At 35.2% G+C, this 20161-nt stretch carries 20 protein-coding genes and 1 riboswitch; of the genes, 8 read left to right on the top strand and 12 right to left on the bottom strand.

Features of this window, described 5'->3' with window-relative positions; genetic code table 11:
• Nucleotides 1–40: 40 nt before the first annotated feature.
• The 5 genes from P700755_RS06230 to recA form a co-directional block, all read right to left on the bottom strand.
• Complete coding sequence (locus P700755_RS06230) at nucleotides 41–997, bottom strand: HU domain-containing protein (RefSeq protein ID WP_015023885.1); 957 nt, start codon at nucleotides 995–997, stop codon at nucleotides 41–43.
• Between the two features lie 76 nt (nucleotides 998–1073).
• Nucleotides 1074–2438, bottom strand: a complete 1365-nt coding sequence (locus tag P700755_RS06225; RefSeq protein WP_015023884.1) for an outer membrane beta-barrel protein — start codon at nucleotides 2436–2438, stop codon at nucleotides 1074–1076.
• Between the two features lie 3 nt (nucleotides 2439–2441).
• Nucleotides 2442–2993, bottom strand: a complete 552-nt coding sequence (locus tag P700755_RS06220) for an RNA polymerase sigma factor (RefSeq protein WP_015023883.1) — start codon at nucleotides 2991–2993, stop codon at nucleotides 2442–2444.
• Nucleotides 2994–3416, bottom strand: a complete 423-nt coding sequence (locus tag P700755_RS06215; protein ID WP_015023882.1) for a hypothetical protein — start codon at nucleotides 3414–3416, stop codon at nucleotides 2994–2996.
• Nucleotides 3417–3547: 131 nt separating this feature from the next.
• Nucleotides 3548–4570: a recombinase RecA gene (gene recA, locus P700755_RS06210; RefSeq protein ID WP_015023881.1), complete on the bottom strand. Its 1023-nt coding sequence runs from the start codon at nucleotides 4568–4570 to the stop codon at nucleotides 3548–3550.
• Between the two features lie 421 nt (nucleotides 4571–4991).
• Nucleotides 4992–5092: riboswitch (SAM riboswitch) on the top strand.
• A 239-nt stretch (nucleotides 5093–5331) separates the two neighbouring features.
• Here recA and P700755_RS06205 point away from each other — a divergent pair.
• The 5 genes from P700755_RS06205 to trhO all read left to right on the top strand — a co-directional run bounded on the left by P700755_RS06205 (nucleotide 5332) and on the right by trhO (nucleotide 10780).
• Nucleotides 5332–6636 carry an O-acetylhomoserine aminocarboxypropyltransferase/cysteine synthase family protein gene (locus P700755_RS06205; RefSeq protein ID WP_015023880.1) on the top strand — a complete coding sequence of 435 codons (1305 nt, stop codon included), beginning with the start codon at nucleotides 5332–5334 and terminating at the stop codon, nucleotides 6634–6636.
• A gap of 11 nt (nucleotides 6637–6647) precedes the next feature.
• Nucleotides 6648–7112, top strand: a complete 465-nt coding sequence (locus P700755_RS06200; RefSeq protein ID WP_015023879.1) for an OsmC family protein — start codon at nucleotides 6648–6650, stop codon at nucleotides 7110–7112.
• Nucleotides 7105–8115 (top strand): homoserine O-acetyltransferase MetX, encoded by a 1011-nt coding sequence (metX, locus tag P700755_RS06195; RefSeq protein WP_015023878.1) that lies wholly within the window; start codon nucleotides 7105–7107, stop codon nucleotides 8113–8115. The genes P700755_RS06200 and metX overlap by 8 nt, the downstream gene beginning before the upstream one ends.
• A gap of 3 nt (nucleotides 8116–8118) precedes the next feature.
• Nucleotides 8119–9297 (top strand): homoserine dehydrogenase, encoded by a 1179-nt coding sequence (locus P700755_RS06190; protein ID WP_015023877.1) that lies wholly within the window; start codon nucleotides 8119–8121, stop codon nucleotides 9295–9297.
• A gap of 454 nt (nucleotides 9298–9751) precedes the next feature.
• On the top strand, nucleotides 9752–10780 hold the full coding sequence (gene trhO / locus P700755_RS06185; protein WP_015023876.1) for an oxygen-dependent tRNA uridine(34) hydroxylase TrhO: 1029 nt from the start codon (nucleotides 9752–9754) through the stop codon (nucleotides 10778–10780).
• 200 nt (nucleotides 10781–10980) lie between these two features.
• Here the strand turns inward: trhO and P700755_RS06180 are convergent, their stop codons facing one another.
• The 6 genes from P700755_RS06180 to mutY form a co-directional block, all read right to left on the bottom strand.
• The gene (locus tag P700755_RS06180) at nucleotides 10981–11892 is read right to left on the bottom strand and encodes a DMT family transporter (protein WP_015023875.1); all 912 of its coding nucleotides are present in this window, start codon (nucleotides 11890–11892) and stop codon (nucleotides 10981–10983) included.
• Nucleotides 11893–12029: 137 nt separating this feature from the next.
• Complete coding sequence (locus tag P700755_RS06175; RefSeq protein ID WP_015023874.1) at nucleotides 12030–12824, bottom strand: MBL fold metallo-hydrolase; 795 nt, start codon at nucleotides 12822–12824, stop codon at nucleotides 12030–12032.
• 103 nt (nucleotides 12825–12927) lie between these two features.
• Nucleotides 12928–13485, bottom strand: coding sequence for a gliding motility lipoprotein GldD (gene gldD / locus P700755_RS06170; protein WP_015023873.1), 558 nt, complete (start codon nucleotides 13483–13485; stop codon nucleotides 12928–12930).
• Nucleotide 13486: 1 nt separating this feature from the next.
• The gene (locus P700755_RS06165) at nucleotides 13487–14821 is read right to left on the bottom strand and encodes a gliding motility-associated protein GldE (RefSeq protein WP_015023872.1); all 1335 of its coding nucleotides are present in this window, start codon (nucleotides 14819–14821) and stop codon (nucleotides 13487–13489) included.
• Between the two features lie 18 nt (nucleotides 14822–14839).
• Entirely contained in the window at nucleotides 14840–15295 is a 456-nt protein-coding gene (ssb, locus tag P700755_RS06160) for a single-stranded DNA-binding protein (RefSeq protein ID WP_015023871.1), read from the bottom strand.
• 34 nt (nucleotides 15296–15329) lie between these two features.
• Nucleotides 15330–16400 (bottom strand): A/G-specific adenine glycosylase, encoded by a 1071-nt coding sequence (mutY, locus tag P700755_RS06155; protein ID WP_015023870.1) that lies wholly within the window; start codon nucleotides 16398–16400, stop codon nucleotides 15330–15332.
• Between the two features lie 134 nt (nucleotides 16401–16534).
• On the opposite strand from mutY, the gene P700755_RS06150 reads away from it, so the two are divergent.
• The 3 genes from P700755_RS06150 to P700755_RS06140 all read left to right on the top strand — a co-directional run bounded on the left by P700755_RS06150 (nucleotide 16535) and on the right by P700755_RS06140 (nucleotide 19230).
• Nucleotides 16535–16825, top strand: a complete 291-nt coding sequence (locus P700755_RS06150; RefSeq protein ID WP_015023869.1) for an HU family DNA-binding protein — start codon at nucleotides 16535–16537, stop codon at nucleotides 16823–16825.
• 278 nt (nucleotides 16826–17103) lie between these two features.
• Nucleotides 17104–18645, top strand: a complete 1542-nt coding sequence (locus P700755_RS06145; RefSeq protein WP_015023868.1) for an Rne/Rng family ribonuclease — start codon at nucleotides 17104–17106, stop codon at nucleotides 18643–18645.
• A gap of 93 nt (nucleotides 18646–18738) precedes the next feature.
• Entirely contained in the window at nucleotides 18739–19230 is a 492-nt protein-coding gene (locus tag P700755_RS06140; protein ID WP_015023867.1) for a regulatory protein RecX, read from the top strand.
• On the opposite strand, the gene P700755_RS06135 is transcribed toward P700755_RS06140, so the two are convergent.
• A complete protein-coding gene (locus P700755_RS06135) occupies nucleotides 19216–20112 on the bottom strand; it encodes a cupin-like domain-containing protein (RefSeq protein WP_015023866.1) in 897 nt (298 codons plus the stop codon). The two genes, P700755_RS06140 and P700755_RS06135, sit on opposite strands and share 15 nt — an antisense overlap.
• Nucleotides 20113–20161: the final 49 nt, after the last annotated feature.

The following is a 20161-nucleotide window of genomic DNA, read 5'->3' as shown; positions in this document are numbered from 1 at the left end:
ACTTTTTTGCAAAGATAAGGTTTGTAGTGTAAATGGAATCTTAAAGTTGCTTAACAAATAGCCAAGCATTTGGATTCTCTATGGATTTTATCTTTTCAAGAGAATTTAAAGCCGATTCCTGATCGGAATAACTCGCAAAGGCCACTTGATGTAATCCATAAGCGTTCTTACCAATCAATGTAGCAGAATAGCCTTCTTGTTGTAAAAGCTTAACTTTCCGTTCAGCATTAGCTTTAACTCTAAACGCTCCGGCTATGATATGGTATTTGGGTAAGATAGTTTCTACCCTATTGGTTTCTAGGTCTAAATTGGAAAGCGTAAAATTAAATTCAGCGGCTTGTATTCTTTCCTGTAAGAGAGTTTCAGCCTTTTGAGATTCGGTATAGTTATGCGAAATCACATAGTCGTTGTATTGGTACAAACCAATAAAACTCGCCAAGCCTATAGCTAGAATTCCTATGGCTGCATACTTAAAATATAGTTTTGTTTTTGAAATGTGTTTTTCTTCTGAAGTTAACTCTGCTAGCGTGAGTTCAGAAGGATCCTCTTTTTCAGCTTTATCTAAACTTAATTCAGATTTTGCCAAGCCTATTAAACCGAAAGCCTCCAACCCAAAAGAGTCTACAAAATAATTTTCAGTTTCCTCAGGTTCGAAGGAAATCTTAAATTCTGTGTCTAAGGAAAATATCCCTAATTTAGATAGCTTAAGGGTTTTGTCTTGGTACAAAGCAGTTAAAAAATCATCCACAAAAAGCTTAATTTTAAACTTTGCACTCTCAAAGTCCATAGATTCAGCTTTAGCAATTGTTTCTGCTAAAAGCCCATCTTGGTTCTGTATAGCTTTATTAAAAGTAACATGATTGGAAGGAGGCGTAAATCTATGCCCTTCGTCATCGTAAACCGATGATCTCTTTTGAGTTACAAACGCCCCGAAACCAGGAACAATAACGCATTCGTACCTGTAAAGTAATTGCTTTATATAGTTTTCAACCTTCATATAAACAAAGTTAATTTTTTTACTAACATAATTAACATTGCTCTAAAAAGTTTTCCAATAAGACTGCTTTATTAACTTAAAACTTCAGTTTTATGCCTGAATATACTCCGAAAAAATAAGGCTGAAAATCTGTTGTATTACTTTGGAAGGTGTTGATCTGATACATAAGTTTTGGTTCTAAATTGAGAGATAATTTTTTTGAAATAGAATAGTCAAACCCAATTCCAAAATTAGCACTAAAACTAAAGTCGTTAAGATTATCTGCTTCACCGATGTTTGAGGATGTTCCACCTTCTTCAAAAAAGATTTCATTGTTATTGAGCAGAAATGTACTACCACCTCCTAAAATATGAATCCCAAGTTTTGAATCTAATAAGGCGTATTCTATTTCTAAGGGAACCTCTAAAAACCCTAACTCATGGCTTAGTCTTCCAGTCGAACTGAATCCAGAAGAAGGTCTTGGGAAGTTAGAGGACGCTTGGTTTGAGGGATTAGTTCTTGAATTTCCATTGATAAACGAAACATTCCCTATAGAAGCTTTAGAGACAAAGTTATCCGACTGAACCCCTTGATCTCTAAAGGAAGAGGAAGTAGTAGATAAAATAACATTCTGAGTATTATACCCCATGGCAACTTGGTTAACTCCCGCTCTTATTTTAACCTTTCTGTTAATAGCATAAGCTACGTTTATACCATAAGATACATTTGCATTGCTGCTGGTTTTTCCTTGTAACTCCTCATTTATAGCATTTCCTCCATTAAATGAATTCATGAATACTGGAGCAATATTTGGTTGAATCTCCCATTGATGAGGGAGTTTTGTTTCTTCTATAACAATGTTTTTATTTTGCTCTTTTATGACATCAAATATGGACTTTTTCTTTCTATTTTCAGACTTTAACGTCTCATTTGCTATGGTTTTAGAGACTTCAAAATTTGACATTGAATTAGATACTAACGATGTAAAAGGCATACTATTAGCATTAACTGAAGTTTGAGCCAACCTTGAAGAATTCAATTTGTTTTGCTCAACCTCTTTTACCGTTTCTTCAATTTCTATAATGGTTTGGAAAGTAAAAAGTGATTCTAAATTATTCTCATATTTTGTTAACCGATTGTTGACCGAGCTAAAACCATACTCCTGTTTTGTGAGAGTTTCCAACAAACCTGTTCCTCCTATCTTTAGATTTTCGAGCGATCTAGTCGTCAAAATAGGTTTTTGCGTATTAATTTTATTCTGATAGAAAAACCCTATCGAAAAAAACAAAGTAAGCATTGCTGCAATGGAAGCCGCTCTCCACCAAAATGGAATAATTTTATTTCTGCGTTTTTTTTCAGACAGTTTTTTCTCAATACCCTTCCAAACTTTTGGAGAAGGAGATTCTTGAAAGTCTTTAAAACTTTCTTGAAACAGTCGGTCGATATGTTTTGAAGGTCTCATAACTTAATTATCAATTTTATAAGAATACATTCCTTCTTCGTTGATTGCGTTTATTTTTTTACGTAAAATATCTTTGGCTCTAGAAAGGTTAGATTTTGAGGTGCCTTCCGATATCTTGAGTTTTAATGCAATTTCATTATGCGAAAATCCATCAAGGACATATAGGTTAAATACAAGTCTATATCGGTTTGGTAAATTTTGGATACAGTTCAACAGAAAAGATAGAGAGTAGTCTTCATCAACTATATAAGCGTCATCTGCTTGTAAAGCATCCTCATTTACAAGTTCAAAAACCTTCTGACTTCTATAGCGTTGCAAGCAAATATTAACCGTAATCCGTTTTAACCACCCTTCAAAGGATCCCTTATGTTCAAACTGATGTATCTTTTCGAAAATTTGAATAAAGGCATCTTGAAGATTATCTTCTGCCTCTGCATAATTTCTTGAATATTTTAATGAAATACTAAATAGCACACTTGAGAACATCTCATACAAAAGTTTTTGTGACGAGATATCCTGTTCTTTACAGCGCTTTATTAGTTTTTTTAACTCCATTTATTCTATAACAATAACTTCTTTATCTATATAAACAGGATCACCCTCATTATCAACATCCTTTAAAAATTTAAAAATGAAATTAGTTTCAAATGTATTGTCAAATTCCAGTCCTTTTAATTCAGCTAACGCATCTTGGCTACAATTTGAGGCTTGTGTAAATAATGTAATCGCTCTAACGAAAACCAAACTATCCCCTTGTGGTTGAACTTCAAAGTTTGAAAAGATGTGGCAGTCAGAGTCCTTTTGGTAAGTAACCTCTAGAGAATAAGATTCCCCAATAACCATCGTGTCGGGTACATTAACACTTAAAACAGGAGAGACTTGAGTACTTTGAAAAAAACTATTACCTTCTACATCACAGCCCATCAATACAACCGTGCTAAAAATTAAGACAATAAGAATTATGCTTTGTAATTTCATTAATAATTGTTTATTAATAGACGATCTATTTACATAAAGGTTGCGTGGTTAAATATAATAAACTTATAGCACAAAAAAAACCGAGGCTTAAAACCCGGTTTTTTCACAAATCTTTTTATCAAAGCTTGAATTTAATTAACTTCTTTGGCCACCTTAATGGCTTTTATAATCTTCACTTCTAATTCTTCCATAAGCTCAGGGTTATCGAGAAGTAATGTTTTTACTGCATCTCTACCTTGCCCTAGCTTTGTCTCTTCATAGCTAAACCAAGACCCCGCTTTCTTGATAATTTCATAATCAACACCAATGTCTATGATCTCACCTATCTTTGAAACCCCAGTTCCATACATGATATCAAATTCTGCCATTTTGAAAGGTGGAGCCACTTTGTTTTTTACCACCTTCACACGGGTTTTGTTTCCCAAAACATCACTATTGGAATTTTTAATTTGAGTAGATCGTCTTATATCCAACCTTACAGAAGCATAAAATTTAAGTGCATTACCCCCTGTAGTTGTTTCTGGATTCCCAAACATTACCCCAATTTTCTCCCTCAATTGGTTAATGAAGATCACCGTACAATTGGTTTTGCTAATTGTAGAGGTCATTTTCCTTAATGCCTGAGACATCAATCTTGCATGAAGGCCCATTTTGGAATCTCCCATCTCTCCTTCTATTTCACTTTTTGGAGTCAAAGCTGCAACAGAGTCAATAACAATAATATCTATCGCTCCTGAACGGATTAAGTTTTCAGTAATCTCTAAAGCTTGCTCACCGTGGTCTGGTTGAGAGATAATTAGGTTATCAATATCAATGTTTAAATTCTTTGCATAGGTTCTGTCAAAGGCATGTTCTGCATCAATAAATGCAGCAATACCTCCTGCTTTTTGAGCTTCTGCAATGGCGTGCAGTGCCAAAGTTGTTTTTCCTGATGATTCTGGTCCATATATTTCAACAACTCTTCCCCTAGGATAACCTCCAACACCCAAAGCCAAATTCAGACCTAAAGAGCCGGAAGAAATCGCCTCTATATCTTGAACAGCTTGGTCACTCATCTTCATCACTGTTCCCTTACCGTAAGTCTTGTCTAGCTTGTCTAAAGTCAATTGAAGGGCTTTCAACTTTGCATCTTTCTCGCTATTCTCTTTTGCCATGTTTTTTATTTGAATTCGTTTTTGTAAAAATAGTATTTCTTTTTAATATTGTTGTTATTCACGCAACCATTCGTTTATTGTGTATCTAAATGGTAAAGATAGAATTTGAAATTTCTAATTAAAACATCTATAACTAATGTACACGGGGTATCATTCTCATTTACCACCGTGTGTAGTTGTAAAATCGATGGGGGCTGACGTTGTTATATTTTGACTATTATAAAAATGTATAACAACGAATTAGCCAAACTTTGTTGTTTTTGACAACATTTTAAAAAAGCCCTGAAATTCAGGGCTTTTTTCATTGAAGAAACCCCCGCAATATTATTAACTTATTTTTAACGTATTAGGCTTTTTTTGAATAGGTAGAACAAAAATCCTATTTTATATTTGCTATATCATTGACCACTAACTGGTGTGTGATTTATAAAGAAGAGGCGAGAGACAGGCTCCGCGACCCTCGGCAACCTCAACAAAGTGTTGAAAGGTGCTAATTCCTGCCCGACAAGGGACATATAAATTAAAAAAAATGAATTACTCTTTTCCCAAAACAACTTTACATTTTCTATTCAATTTGAATAGTACGTCGCACTGCATTTTATCAGGTATTTTAAGCTTGCTTTATATGCGAATGCTTAAGCCTATGCCATGTATTGTTTCTATGTGCGCATAGGCTTTCTACGATTCCTAATCAAGCTCAGTGCTTTCAATTCTGGAGGCCAAATGAGCATTCCCATTTTAAAAATTATAAACGTTTATTTATGTCTACATCATTAAAATTTGAAAGTTTACAACTTCATGCAGGTCAACAAGCAGATCCAACTACAGGTTCTATAGCCGTGCCAATTCATCAAACTTCCTCTTATCAATTTCAAAATTCAAAGCACGCTGCAAGGCTTTTTGGGTTAAAGGAATTTGGGAATATTTACACAAGGATTATGAATCCCACTACAGACGTTTTTGAAAAACGCGTAGCCGCATTGGAAGGTGGCGTGTCTGCAGTAGCGACTTCATCTGGAATTGCCGCTCAATTTCTAGCACTGATTACCATCTTACAAACCGGTGAAAATTTCGTCTCTACTTCTTATGTTTATGGAGGAACTTTCAATCAATTCAATGTCACCTTTAAGAAGCTAGGTATCGATGCTCGGTTTGCCAATGGTGATGAGCCTAGCTCGTTTGAAGCCCTTATCGATGATAAAACAAAAGCGATCTATCTTGAAACTATAGGCAATCCAGAATTCAACATTCCAGATTTTGAAGCTATAGCTCAGATCGCACAGAAACACCAAATCCCTCTTATTGTTGATAATACCTTTGGAGCTGGAGGCGCTATTGCACAGCCTATAAAACACGGTGCTAATATCGTGACTAGTTCAGCAACCAAATGGATTGGTGGGCATGGAAACAGTATTGGAGGAATACTTGTTGATGCAGGTAACTTCAATTGGGCCAATGGAAAATTTCTTGGGTTTACAGAGCCTTCTGAAAGTTACCACGGACTTAAATTTTGGGAAGTTTTTGGTGAAGGTAATGAACTTGGTCTGCCAAATGTTGCTTTTGCCATCAAAGCGAGAGTGGAAAGCCTACGGGATTTTGGACAAGCAATAAGTCCTTTCAACTCCTTTCTTCTGCTTCAAGGCTTAGAAACTTTATCTCTAAGAATCGAGCGACATTCTGATAATGCCTTAAAACTTGCTCATTATCTCAATGAACATCCAAAAGTGGATTATGTCAATTATCCTGGTTTAGAAAGTTCTCCCTATCATGAAAATGCCAAAAAATATTTACAAAGAGGTTTTGGAGCTGTTTTGTCTTTCAAACTTAAAGGCACTTTAGAAGAAGCAGACCAACTGGTAGATTCTCTTCAGTTGATTATCCATACTGCCAACGTTGGAGATGCTAAAACATTAATAATTCATCCGGCATCTACCACACACCAACAGCTAGATGAAGAAGAGCAAAAAGCATCTGGTGTCTTTCCAGGACTCCTCCGAATATCTGTAGGCATAGAACATATAGACGATATCATTAACGACTTAGACCAAGCCTTGTCTAACCTATAACATCTAAAACTATGAGTATTTCAAATTTTTCAATCAACGGGTCTAGTATCAACGCAACACTATACCAAGGACGTTCAAGACAGTTCAACTTTCTTGTAGATGAACCTCATGAACTAGGCGGGCAAGATTTAGCTTCAAACCCTGTAGAATATTTATTAGCAGGCTACGCAGGATGCCTCAATGTTGTTATAAATCTAGTCGCCAAAGAACTTGGTGTAAAGATTTATGACATGAAAATCAACATCAACGGAAATATAGATGCTGCAAAATTTTTAGGTCATAGCGACGAGACCAGAGCAGGTTTCCAATCTTTGGATGTAGATATAAACTTTGTGACCAATGCAACTCAAGAGAGTATCGACTTCCTTTTGAAAAACGTAAAGAAAAGATGCCCTATCAACGATAACTTGAGTAACGAAACGCCTATTCATTACCATATCCATAAATCATCTTATAAGGAAGAAGTTCATGCCTGAAATTTTTAAATACCAAGACCCCTTTCAATTGGAAAACGGTGAAGTCCTTCCGGAACTTGAAGTCTCTTACAGCACCCTCGGGAAACTAAACAAAGAAAAGTCCAACGTTATTTGGGTCTGTCATGCGTTAACGGCAAATGCGCAACCAGAAGACTGGTGGAGGGGTCTTATTGGAAATGAAAAAGGAATTGATACGGAAAAGTATTTTATAGTGTGCGCCAATATTATCGGTTCTTGCTATGGAAGTACCAACCCTAAAAGTATTAATCCAGAAACAGGAGAAGTCTATGGATTAAATTTTCCTCTATTTAGCATAAGAGACGTCACTAAAAGTCTGGAGCTATTGAGTGAAGCCTTGGAAATTGAACACATACAATTTCTGATTGGAGGTTCCATGGGTGGAATGCAGGCTATGGAATGGGCCATCGAAAAGCCAGATAAAATTAAAAATCTAATTCTATTAGCAACTAATGCAAAGCATTCCTCTTGGGGAATCGCCTTAAATGAAACTCAACGTATGGCTATAGAAGCTGATTCTACTTTTTATAAAAAGGAAACAAATTCTGGTAAAAAAGGTCTTGAGGCTGCAAGAGCTATAGCCTTATTAAGTTATAGAAATTATAACACCTATAGACATACTCAAGTAGACCAAGAACATACAGCAGATCATTTTAGAGCTTCCACTTATCAGAAATATCAAGGAGAAAAACTTTCGAAGCGATTTAATGCTAAGTGTTATTGGTATTTATCCAAAGCTATGGACAGCCATAATGTTGGGAGAAACAGAGGTGATTGTAAAAAAGCTCTAGCAAAAATTAAAGCTGAAACTTTGGTCATAGCTGTCCAAAGTGATCTTTTATTTCCTGTGGAAGAGCAAAGATTCTTGGCTCAATATATCCCGAAAGGAAAACTAGAAATTATTGACTCTATCTACGGCCATGACGGATTTTTGATTGAAGTAGAAAAGATAAAATCATTAGTACACAAACATTTTAAACTATAACCAATGCCACAACAAATAACTATTGGACTTTTTGGGTTTGGGAGTGTAGGTTCAGGAATTTACCACGTCTTAAAGAGAAAGTCCATTTCGAAGATTCATCTTAAAACCATCGTCGTTAAAAACCCAAATAAACCTAGGTCTATAGACTCTTCATTATTGAGCTATAAGGCTGAAGACATTTTGAAAGATGATTCAATCAATGTCGTGCTTGAGCTAATTGACGATGCTGAAGCAGCCTACCATATCGTAAAAGAGGCCTTAAAGAGTAAAAAACATGTGGTCACTGCCAACAAGAAAATGCTGGCTAATCATTTTAAAGAGCTCGTTAGTCTTGCTCAAAACCAAGGTGTAAGTTTACTTTACGAAGCTTCAGTTTGTGGGAGTATTCCTGTTTTAAGGACTTTGGAAACGTCTTTTGCTTACGACAATTTAAAATCCTTAAAAGTCATAAGCAATGGTACGAGTAATTATGTGCTTACCCGCTTATTTCAGAAACCGCAACCTTTTAAAAACATTATCACAGATGCTCAAAAACATGGTTTTGCAGAATCGGACCCTACCTTGGATATAGACGGATGGGATTCCAAGTTTAAGCTTATCATAAGTAATTACCATGCTTTTGGAGTGTTGAATACACCTGAAGAAATTTTAAACCTTGGTATAAGATATGTAAAACCAGAGGACATTGAATTTGCAAAAGAGAAGAATTTCAGCATAAAATTAATTGGCCATTCTAACCTAGATGATAAAGGATTAACGACATACGTTGCACCGCAATTTATACCAACAACCGAAGCATTAACTTCTGTAGACTTTGAAAATAATGCAGTCCAAGTCAATGCTGAATTTGCTCATGAACACCTTTTAAAGGGGAAGGGTGCAGGTAGTATTCCAACAGCAAGCGCTGTCCTTTCCGACTTAGTTTCACTATTTGAAGATTACTCCTATGGCTATTCTAAAGCCAGTCAAAACCCTGCTGAATTTAATAGTGAAAAGCTTGTTAAGGTTTATCTGTCTTCATACCATCGCGAAGACCTACAGCCTATAAAATTTAAAACAGAAATTCTTTGTGGAACCCAAAAGAACCTTCAGTATAAAATTGGAAAAATATCAGTTAAAAGCCTACAACAACAGGTTGCTGAACTTTCCTCTGAACTCTTTATAGCTGTATTTCCAGATTAAACTCACTTTTTTAGCCTAGGATATTTAGCTTTGAGAAGCCGCCAAGTGTCCTTTTGAACCTTACTGAATGCTTCAATCAGACAGGTTTATTTCAGAATTAAAAATAATTTGGAAGTCAATTTAATTTTAGACTCCTAAACAAGTAATACCAAATTATATTTATAATGCCGTATGAATAAATTGAATTATACTACGGCGTAGCTCAGCACAGGTTTTTTGATGGATTGAAATTAAAACTAATTAGCATAGCCACAGCTAAGGTAATTCGTTTTGATAAAAAGCAGGCGAAAAAGCCTGTGCCGAATTCGTATCGGTAAAACGATTTATGGCGATATTATAGGTCTAATTTGGTATAAGGGAGACAAGACTTAGTTTCAAGACTGCTTCTTTTGTAAATCCAAAACAATTACTTTTGCATTCACAATTATTTTTTTAACCAAAACATCAGTTTAGCATGCAACTGTATAATAAACTAAGTTCAAAAGAAAGGGAGGAGCTTATTGAACAAGCTGGCGAAGAACGTTTCACCCTTTCTTTCTACAAGTATCATCATCTTGAAAACCCTAAGGAATTTCGAGACCACCTATTTATTAATTGGAATGCATTGGATGTTTTAGGTAGAATTAATATCGCAAAGGAGGGTATAAATGCTCAACTTTCTGTGCCTGCTAAGAATTTTGATCAATTTAAACACTTACTAGACGGCATCGATTTCTTAAAAGATGTTCGTCTGAATATTGCTATAGAGCACTACGATAAATCATTCCTAAAACTTAAAATCAAGGTTAGGCCTAAAATAGTAACAGATGGGCTTAACGACTCAACCTTTGATGTCACTGACAAAGGAATTCACGTAGATGCCAAAAAATTCAATGAATTGATTGAAGATCCAAACACTGTTTTGGTAGACATGAGAAATCATTACGAAAGTGAAATCGGCCATTTTAAAAATGCAGTGACTCCAGATGTGGATACCTTTAGACAATCTCTTGATATTATAGAGGAAGATTTAAAAGATCATAAAGAAGATAAGAACCTAGTTATGTACTGTACAGGAGGTATTCGCTGCGAGAAAGCTAGTGCTTATTACAAGCACAAAGGCTTTAAAAAAGTCTATCAATTAGAAGGTGGAATTATAGAGTATGCAAGGCAGGTAAAAGACAATAGCCTAGACAATAAATTCTTTGGAAAAAATTTTGTGTTCGACGATCGCCGAAGTGAGAAAATCTCTGAAGATGTGATTTCAAAGTGCCATCAATGTGGAAAAACATGTGATATCCATGTGAATTGTGCTAATGATGGTTGCCATCTTTTATTTATTCAATGCGAGGAATGTGCGAAGAAAAGGGATGGGTGTTGTTCTGATGTATGCCAAGATATTGTTCACTTACCCTATGAAGAGCAAAAGAAATTGAGATCTGGTAGACTCGCTTGGAAGAAAGAGTTTAAGAAAGGGCGATCGCCAGTTTTAAAGTTTAAATAATATCAATTTAAACCTATAATGCGGTATAACATCAGTTTCTTTTTCACTTAATAATCGTCATATAAATAGAACTGTAACTAGTGCTATGCCTATATTTTTTTCCTCAACAAAGTAAAAAATATGTGCTGAGTTACGTCGTAGTATAATTCAAATTTTTGATATAACACATAAAAACTAAATTGGTATAAAAGCGAAATAAACTAAGCTTCTACAGATTTAGCTTTATCCTTTTTCGGCTTTTTCTTGCGATTGGAAATATAAACTCCAAACAAGATAACGACTCCCGCTGCTAACTGATAAAGGTTGAATTTCTCTCCATCCAAAAATCCCCAAAACAAAGCAACGACTGGAATAAGATACGTCACTGATGTAGAAAATACAGGATCTGAAAGCTGAATTAACCTATTGAAAAGTATCTTGGCTAGCGCTGTTCCAAATAAAGCTAATAAAACAATATAGCCTAAGGAAGTCTGTACTGTCTCTTGAGTTAAAAACTCTACATCGAAAAAATTGGTAAAGATCAGAATTACAAACGCTGGCGGAATCAATACTAAAAAGGATCCAGTTGCTATACCTAATGCAGAAATGTCATCTAAGTAAGTTTTTAAAATGTTAGCATTGAAGGCATACATCAAAGAAGCAATCACAGGTAAGACGCCAAACCAGTAATTTTGATTAGGGTTTAAAGAGGCCCCTGCCAAAATAAGAAGAACGGATCCTGCCAAGCCTACTATCACTCCAGTGAATTGTTTTTTAAAAAATTGCTTGCTGAAAAATAAAACACCTGTAATAAGAGCTAGCAAAGGAACTGTAGAATTCAAAATAGAAGCGATAGTACTATCAATCTCAGTTTCAGCATAAGAAAATAATAAGGTCGGAAACATAGTGCCGATAAACCCTGAAATAATAATCCATTTCCACTGACTTTTCTTGATTTGCTTAACTTTTTTGAAACCGATAATTGCAAGAAATATCCCCGTAATTAAAACCCTTAAAGCCGTTAGCTGAAGTGGAGAAAAACCGTCTAGACCTTTCTTTATGAGTATAAACGAACTTCCCCAAAGTAAGGCTAAAGAGAAAAGAAAAATCCACTTTAAATAATTTGAATTCAAATCTTATATTTTTTGCAAAAGTGTATTTTATATATGAATCCAATTAATAAATTCGGGTTAAAAAAATGAGGGTATTTTAAGTGGAAACAAAAAACCAGCTTTTTAAAAGCTGGTTTTTTGTAAATTTCTAAAGACTATTAATCCATTTGTGGATACCAGTCCAATAGCTCTACGTTAATAGATGGATTTTTTGCATTGACCAAAGCCTTAAACCTTTCAACATCAGAAAGTCCACCTTGGCCACGATAATGGTAAGGGTAGACTTCTTTAGGCTCAAAAGCTAGGACACCTTCTGAAGCTGACTCTACATCCATAGTGTAAGGTAAATTCATACAAATAAAAGCTTTGTCGATCTCTTTTAAATTGCGCATTTCGTCCACATCTTCAGTATCTCCAGAAAAATAGACTCTAAAGCCGTCTTTTTCGACCACGTATCCATTTCCTCTCCCCTTTACATGGTAAACTTCACTTGCATCCCCTTGATTATACATCGCTATTCCTTCAATAGTAAATCCATTCACGTCTATTGACTCTTCGTTACCTAAAATAACCAATTGACCAGAAAGCTCTCCACCAATCCTATCTGCAACTGCTTTTGGAAGAACTATTTTTGTTGCTGAAGTTGAAACAGCTTTTAAAGTCTCTAGATTGAAGTGGTCCCCATGAATATCGGTCACCAAAATAATACTGGGCTCTGGCTGATTCTCAAAAGCCTCTTTTCCACCCACAGGGTCTATATAAAAAATTGTAGAGTTCAGTGTAAATACTGCTGTTGCATGTGAGATTGGCGTAATACTAAAATCAGGTATTTCCTTTTCTATGGAAATAGCTTGCTCTTCGTTCTTAGCAGTATTCTCCTTTTGGGCTGTATCCTTTTTACATCCGATTAGGGTTACTAAAGTTAATACAACTAGTACTATTGATTTCATCATAAATTTAAATTTTTGCTGTGCACTTCATATAAGTAAATTTATACAAAAGAAGCTTTGTATTTTTTTTACTGAATAGAAAAAGCCTGAAAAGCGGTGAAACTTCTTATTTCCATTTCAAGGTTTCCATTAAATGCCTTATATCTCTTTTAAGATAATGCGCTGCAGGAAGAATAGAGTCATAATTGGGTTTAGCCTCAAAGTATATGGCTCCCGTAAGAAAATGAGACGTACTATCTGTTAAATAAAACTGAGCTTGTGAAGCAGCATCGCCTTCTACTTCATAAAAGTTACCCGAGGTTTTGTTTTTCTCATTTTGATAAATACTTGCTTTGATGAGATCTGCTTTTATGGTGTGTTTTTCTGGTAATTTTTGTGCGTCTATAAGTAACTCTCTTAAATTATTATCGACAGGGGAGTACGTCAAATAGATTTTTGCGTTCATTTTTGGATAGTTCAAGTTTATCCAACAAGGCCGGTTTGGATTTTTTATGTCAACTTCTGCTGCTGAATTTTTTTCAAAAGAGAAAGGGCAATCAAATTCTACTTGTTTAAAACTTGAAGTCTCGTAAGTTAAGGCTAAAAATCCAGAGGGTTTTGGTTGTGGCGATTCCCTACAAGATGCGATAAAGACAAGGAGTAAAACTAAAACTGACTTGCTCATCTTATTCGGTTTCTTCTGGGTTAATTTTCACTTTAAGTTGAACAATTCGCTTACTATCTAAAGCTTCTACAGTAAAGTCGAAGTTATTGAACTTGATTAGCTGTTCTTTCTTTGGAAAGCCTTTTGACGATTCCAGTACAAACCCAGCAAGTGTTTCTGCTTCGCCTTTATTATGTTCGAATTCATCAATTTTAACATCGCTTAACTTCAATATTTTATAAAGGTCTTTTAGTTGTATTTTACCTTCAAAAACATAGGTTGAATCGTTTATTTTAGAATAAATAACATCATCATCATCAAACTCATCGCTGATGTCTCCAACAATTTCCTCTATAATATCTTCCAAAGAAATCAATCCACTAGTTCCTCCATATTCATCTACGACGATGGCTAAATGATTTTTTTGCTCTTGGAAGTCTGTTAATAAATCATCTAGTTTTTTATTCTCTGGGACAAAATAAGGTTCTCTAACCAAGGACTGCCAGTTGAAATCTTTTTGCTGAAGATGAGGCAACAAGTCTTTGATATAAAGTATTCCTGTAATATTATCTACATTGTCCTCATACACTGGAATTCTAGAGTAACCATGTTCTATAATTTCAGCGATAACTTCAGAGAAATGCTGCTCTACATTCAATGCAAAAATGTCTAGTCTTGGTTTCATGACTTGCTTTGTATCCGTGTTTCCAAAAGAAACAATACCCTGCAAGATTTTCTTTTCATCTTTGGAGGTATCTTCCTCATTCGTCAATTCTAGAGCTTGAGATAATTGATCTACGCTTAGGTTGGTCCTTTGCTTACCAAACTTGCTTTGTATGGTATTGGTAATTGACCGCATTGGAAGACTAAGTGGAGTAAGTAAGCGGTCTAGAATACTTAGCGGCAAAGCCATGAAATGCGCAAATTCTATGTTATTTCGATTGGCATATACCTTAGGTAAGATTTCTCCAAACATCAAAATAAGGAAAGTCACTACGCCTACATCTATGATGAATCTGAGGCTAATCCCAAAAAACAAAGTAGTTGATTCTCCATAAAACGCATCACTTACAGAAGCATATAGCAAGACTATAGAGATGTTTATAAAATTATTAGCAATAAGAATTGTAGCCAATAACTTTTTGGGTCTATCCAACAAATCGATAATAATTTGTTCTTGTTTAGACACATTGCCTTCTTTCACATCAAAATCTGATGGCTTTAATGAAAATAAAGCCACTTCTGACCCAGAAATAAGGGCGGATGCAATGAGGAGTATAAAGAAAAGTATGATTTTGACTACATCAATAATTTCTATTGCTGAAAAAAAGATGAGACACGAGGGGCCGGGTTCCAAAATTGAATTGATTTTTGTTTAAAAGGGTAGATCATCTTCCTCCTCTTCTATAGCCTGAGGCTTTGTAGATGGTTTTGAAGCAGTTTGTTGTTGCGGAGCTGAGGGGACTTGAGTTGGTGGTTGAGGAGTAACTGGATCCTTTGGTGTTAAAAATGTAAATTCTAAACACTGTATCTCTGTAGAATATCTATCCATTCCTTTATCATCCTGCCATTTTTTGGTTTTAATACGTCCTTCAATATATACTTTATCCCCTTTTTTGAGGTATTTTTCACAAACTTCAGCAGCCTTATTTCTCACAACTATAGTGTGCCATTCTGTATTGCTTACTTTTTCGTTGGTAGCTTTATTAATGTACTCTTCATTTGTGGCCAAAGGAAAGCGCCCAATACAATTCCCACCTTCAAAATAATGCATCTTTACCTCATCACCAGTATGGCCTATGAGCATAACTTTATTGAGTGTTCCTGCCATGATCTCTAATTTAATGTAAATGTAAGAAAAAGAATTATGCTAAAGAAAATTCAGATTCTATAAAATTTTGAATAAGAACAGGAACTGGAAGTTTCTGTAACTCCTTTAAATTATAGGTTTCTATTCCTTTTGAAAGTTTTAGTTTAGATAGGCTATCAACACAAGAAACTTGAATAAACGTCGCCATAATTTTTCGATGAGAAAGCAAATGAACTACAGGGGTCTCATTCAATTTTTCAATACGATCTATATGGAAATCACCTGTATCTAGGAGAGACTTTATGTCTTCTGAAGAAGGTGTTTCTGAGGGCTCTTCAGATTCTAATAAAGGAAATTGATAAAGACCTCTCCATATTCCTGCTCCTCGTCTCTTCTGAACAAGGGTTACGTTATCTTGATCTTTAAAAATCAAATAATTAAAGTAGCGTTTCTTAACGATTGTCTTCTTGAGTTTTACGGGAAGTTCTTCGACTTTCCCAAGTTGATAGGCGGCACAGTCCTGCTGAAATACACAAAACATACATTTTGGAGATTTGGGTCGACAATGTAAAGCCCCAAACTCCATGATAGCTTGATTGTAGGTTGCAGGGTTGGAGGTATCCATAAGTTGCTGAGCTTTGGTTTTGAATTCCTTGATGCCTTCAGAAGAATTAATGGGCGTGTGAATTCCTAGAAATCTTGAAACAACGCGTTGTACATTCCCGTCGACTACCGCCACAGATTCATCAAAAGCAAAAGAAGCAATGGCTGCAGCGGTATAATCGCCAACTCCCTTTAAGGTTTTAAGGTCTTTAAAATTATCCGGGAACTTCCCTTTTAAGGTTTCGCTAACATACTTTGCGGTAAAGTGAAGATTTCTTGCTCTGGAATAATACCCTAAACCTTGCCATAATTTCATCACTTCATCCTCTTTAGCTTTGGCAAGATTGTGAACTGTAGGGAAACGTTCTATAAATTTTTCAAAGTAAGGCAGGCCTTGCTTAACCTGGGTTTGTTGCAGAATAATTTCACTCAACCATATCACATAAGGATCTTTTGTATGTCGCCAAGGCAAATCCCTTTTTTCGGTTTCATACCAATCTAGTAAACGCTTAGAGAAATCCATTATTTACTTTTTTGCAAGTATAATTCATATCCGCCTACTATTTAGGGCATTGTGTTTAATTATTGCAGATTAATTAGTTATATTTGCAGGCTCAAAAAAATCTAGGATTAATCCTAAATAAATAATTTTGAATTATGACGAAAGCAGATATTGTAGCTAACATTTCAGACAAACTCGGTTTGGAAAAAGGTGAGGTCCAAGCTACTGTAGAAACCTTTATGGATGAAGTTAAGAATTCTTTAGAAGGTGGAGATAATGTGTATCTCAGGGGTTTTGGAAGTTTTATCGTAAAGACTAGAGCAGAAAAGACAGGTAGGAATATCTCGAAAAACACAACAATTAAGATTCCTGCGCACAATATTCCAGCATTTAAGCCTGCCAAAATATTTGTAGAAGGAGTCAAACAGAATGTTGAAGTAAAATAAATTTTAATAATCAATAAAAAATAAAGCTTATGCCAAGCGGTAAAAAGAGAAAAAGACATAAGGTAGCTACTCACAAAAGAAAGAAAAGAAGTAGAGCTAACCGTCACAAGAAAAAGTAGTTAAAAACTACTTTTTCTCATTAAAAACGTTCTTTGACTTCGAAATTTATAATTTAAATTTTTGTACCCTAAAATTGTAACCCTAACCTCAGCAAGGCTACGGTTACTTATGTATAATTTTGTCTGTAATAAAATTACAGACTCTTAAATCTAATACGCGTGGATAAGGAATTAATAGTACGTTCTAGTTCCGACGCTGTAGATTTTGCCTTATTAAAAGATGGAAGACTCATAGAGCTTCATAAAGAAACAGAAGGATTTGATTTTTCTGTTGGGGATATTTTTCTAGCTAAAATTAGAAAAGCTTTACCTGGACTCAACGCCGCATTTGTAAATGTTGGCTACGAGAAAGATGGTTTTTTACACTATCATGACCTAGGACCAAACGTCAAAACCATGTTGAAGTTTGTTAAAAAAGCAACATCCAATCAAATGAAAAATTTCTCATTAAGAGATTATCCATTTGAACAAGAGATAGATAAAAATGGATCCATAGCAGATACGCTACACTCCAACCAATCTATTCTTGTACAAGTTGTAAAAGAACCCATCTCTACAAAAGGCCCAAGATTGAGCAGTGAGCTTTCTCTTGCAGGCCGCTATATTGTTTTAGTCCCATTTTCGGATAGAGTTTCAGTTTCACAGAAAATTGAAAGTAAAGAAGAAAAAAGCAGACTAAAGCGACTGGTAAAAAGTATTAAACCCAAAGGTTTTAGTGTCATCATCAGAACAGTTGCCGAAGGCAAAAAAGTAGCTGATATTGACAAAGACCTTCAAAATTTGATGAAACGATGGGAGAATATGTGCAGAAAACTTAGTAAAGCACATCAACCCTCGAAAGTTTTGGGTGAGCTTAATAAAGCTTCATCAATATTAAGAGATATTTTCAACGATTCGTTTACCTCAATTTGTATAGACGATGATGTTATTTACACACAGATAAAAGATTATGTCGGAAAAATTTCTCCAGATAAAGAATCTATAGTTTCCAATTATGACTCTAAAGTTCCAATTTTTGAAAAATACGGCATCGAAAGACAAATAAAAACGTCTTTTGGGAAAACCGTAACTATGAAAAAAGGAGCTTATCTAGTCATTGAGCATACAGAAGCTATGCACGTTATAGACGTTAACAGTGGAAACAGAAGTAATAAGGCCAAAAATCAAGAAGATACAGCGCTCGAAGTCAACATGATAAGTGCTACAGAGATAGCACGTCAGTTGAGATTAAGAGACATGGGAGGAATCATAGTCGTGGATTTTATCGACATGAACAACCCAGATAACAGAAGAAAACTTTACGAACATCTCAAAGATGAGATGAGTGACGATAGAGCCAAACATAAAATTTTACCCCCAAGTAAATTCGGATTAATCCAAATCACGAGGCAACGAGTTCGACCAGAAATGAACATCAAAACTCGAGAAAAAGATCCCAATGCTGATGGTGAAATAGAGGCTCCTATTGTAATTGTAAATAAAATTAATATAGATCTGCAAAAGATCTTAAAGAAAGGCACTAAAAAAATTACGCTTACTGCGCATCCTTTTATTGCTGCCTATCTCATGAAGGGCTTCCCTTCTCCGAGAAGCAAGTGGTTTTTTGATTCCAAAAAGTGGGTTAAAATCCAACCACGAGATGCTTACAATTACTTAGAGTATCATTTTTATGATCATGATGGCACTCTTATCAAAGTTTAGTTATTATCAAAAATTTTAAAACCCCGTACTCTATTATAGAGTACGGGGTTTTTTGTTTTTATACTTTTGCAGTCTCAATTCTCTTTTTAAACCATGGCTAATAACACTTTTCATTCCAAAAAATCGCTTACAGTAGATGAAGCTTTACTGAAGATGATGAACTATTGTGTGTATCAAGACCGTTGCCACCAAGAAGTTGAGAAAAAACTGGAGGCCTTAGACATGTATGAGGATGCAAAAAGCCACATTATTATAAAGCTACTTGAAGAAGATTTTCTTAATGAAGAACGCTTTGCTAGAAGCTATGCTAGAGGTAAATTCAGAATAAAAAAATACGGCCGTATACGAATTACTCGAGAGTTAAAATCTAGAGCTATTTCTGCTTACAATTTAAAAGCTGGACTTTCTGAAATTGATGAGGATGATTATGTAAAGACTTTGCGAGACCTTGCCCACCATAAATTAAGCATTACCAAAGAAAGCAATGCTTATAAAAAACGACAAAAAATCTTTCAGCATCTTGCCTATAAAGGCTATGAAACAGAATTGATTTACGATGTCATCAATGACCTACTTCCTGTGTAATTCTTTCTCCATATACCTGTTTTGTCGCTTATAGGCAAACTCATTTTTATAGTTAATCCACCTATCACCTTTTAATCTGCGCATGAGATTTTCGACCCCACGCATGATTGCAAGGTTGTAAAGAGCTTTGCTTATATTTTTGGTTCCTCTAGGTAAGGTTCTTAAACTCATAGAAAATCCGGGGGTGAGATACGTCATATTGTGCCAATAGCCTCCAGGCATATATAGAGCTTCACCATGCTCCAAATAAGCCTCATAACCTTGGGCTAAAGTAAGCGCTGGGAATTTATCTAAATCTGGGTTATTAAAATCGATTTCATTGAGACTTATAAGAGCGTTAGGAACTTTATATAAGTATTTTGTTTGAGAAGGAGGATAGATAATACAGCGCTTTTTCCCTTCAAAATGAATATGAAGGATGTTTGCAAGGTCTATATCGTAATGCATAAACACAGAAGTATTTTGGGCTCCAAAGAATAAAAAGGGAAGTCGGTCTAGAAACTTCAATCCTAGATCTGGCATTGTAAAATGACGCTTAAGCTCAGGAACTTCTTTAATTAAATTGAAAAGAAAAATTCTAAAATCTGTTGGCCCTTTTTGCAAAAGATCTACATAATCTTTGAGTTTCATTTTAGCATGTGCCTGATTGAATTTATCTTTGGCAGAAGCAGGCCTGCTATCGTATAGAGGGACATCTACCTCACCCGCTACACTGCTTAGGTAGGTTAGTGACCACTTGTGATAGGCCTTCCAGTCGTGAGTAAGTTGTTCTATAACTAAAGGCTTTTGAGGCTTAACATAGTTCTCGACAAAGTCTTTTGGTGAAATTGTTTTGATCCTTTCAACCTGTTCTAAGTTTAGATTTTTTGTGGAGTCTATCATAAATAAAAATAAGCTTCATTCTGGAATGATACCAAAATGAAGCTTTTGC

Origin of the sequence: Psychroflexus torquis ATCC 700755, assembly GCF_000153485.2 — a bacterium.
In the GTDB taxonomy this organism is placed as follows: Bacteria; Bacteroidota; Bacteroidia; order Flavobacteriales; family Flavobacteriaceae; genus Psychroflexus; species Psychroflexus torquis.
Note: the sequence above shows the minus strand (reverse complement) of the source record. Positions and strands in the feature narration are given on the sequence as shown.